We start from the raw sequence: 1,617 nt of genomic DNA on the forward strand, positions 1-1,617 counted from the left end.
AGGTGTCGTCAGCGGCAACAGTCCGATGCAGGCGATACCAATTGTACAGGCGCAGGATGCACAAGAAAGCGATGATGGGCATGCAGGCTGCGGTAACCAGATAACGCGGGTTGCTGAAGTTTAAAACATTGTGCCCGGAAAGCAGCGACAAAGCGGCATGCAACCATTCCCACAAAGACGAAATGCTGAATGCCAAAACAGCCAACAGGCCGAGAGTTCGGAAAATGCCGATGGGCAGGATTTGTTGGCGTAATACGGCGCGGTTGAGTTGGAACAAGACAATCAAACCGAAGCCGATAATGCAGACCATGCCGCCGTTGGCGACGATTTGCAGGCTGTTGAAGGCAATGTCGGGCGTAACGGAAATTGTACCGGACTGGTTGGCGGCAGTTTGTTGCAAATTTAAGCCTTGCATGACATTAAGTACGAAACCGTAGATCAGGTCAGCCAAAACGATGCCGATGGGTAGCGGAGTCAAAAAACGTTTCATGGATCAGTTGAGTATTCTATTAGTATGAGTGAGGCCGTCTGAAAAATTAAACATGACGACGTGAGGGTATATTGTATCCGATAGGAAAGTAGGTTAATGCAAAAATAAATTTAGTTTAAGTCAGAAAATGATGTAATTTTACGCCAACATTATTGCATTAAGAGTACAATCCTCTTCATTATCAAACGTGAAATCAACAGGAAAGGACGTTTACATGAGCCAATTGCAACGTGATTTAACCCGTATCAGCCACAATACCAAAATTGTCGCCACACTGGGTCCGGGCAGCAACAATGTACAATTGTTGGAAGACATGATCCGTGTCGGTGGTCTTAATGTCGTCCGTTTCAATTTCAGCCACGGTACTCCGGAGTTCCATGAAGAAAATGCCCGCATTGTGCGTGAAGCCGCGAAACGCGCAGGTCAGGAAGTGGCTATTCTTGCCGACTTGCAAGGCCCGAAAATCCGTGTCGGCAAAATTGCCGGCGGCAGCATTGAGCTGAATAAAGATGAAACCTTAATTTTGGATGCCGCGCTTAAAGGTGAAGGTACACGCGAAGCGGTGGGTTTGGACTACCGTGATTTGCCGAATGACGTCGCTACCGGCGATGTTTTGTGGCTGGACGACGGCCTGTTGACCTTGACCGTTGAGGCGGTTGAAGGAAGTAAGATTATTACAAGGGTAGAAAACAGCCATGTGCTGAAAAGTAACAAAGGTATCAATAAACGCGGCGGCGGTCTGTCTGCCGGTGCGTTGACCGAAAAAGACTTCCGCGACTTGAAAACCGCGATTGCCATCGGTTGCGACTACTTGGCCATCAGCTTTGTGAAATCTGCCGAAGATTTGCACATCGCACGCGCCAAAGTCGAAGAAGAAATGAAAGGCAGTACAGCCGTACGCCCCGGTTTGGTTTCCAAAATCGAGCGCGTAGAAGCCATTGAAAACCTGGACGAAATCATCCTTGCCAGCGACGGTATTATGGTTGCCCGCGGTGACTTGGCAGTGGAAGTTGGCCATGCCGCCGTACCTGCCCTGCAAAAACGCATGATCCGCCGCGCCCGTGAGTTGCGCCGCTTCAGCATTACCGCAACTCAAATGATGGAATCGATGATTACCAACCCTGTAC

2 protein-coding genes are annotated in these 1,617 nt (G+C 49.2%); one reads left to right on the top strand and one right to left on the bottom strand.

Annotation, left to right across the window (positions count from 1 at the left end):
- Positions 1 to 490, bottom strand: a 490-nt coding sequence (locus tag ACTHUM_RS13415) for a hypothetical protein (protein WP_440403102.1), incomplete at its 3' end; no start/stop codon positions are given.
- A 214-nt stretch (positions 491 to 704) separates the two neighbouring features.
- Here ACTHUM_RS13415 and pyk point away from each other — a divergent pair.
- A partial coding sequence (gene pyk, locus ACTHUM_RS13420; RefSeq protein WP_440403103.1) for a pyruvate kinase occupies positions 705 to 1,617 on the top strand: 913 nt, incomplete at its 3' end.

The sequence above is a fragment of the Neisseria sp. P0021.S006 genome, from assembly GCF_051956895.1.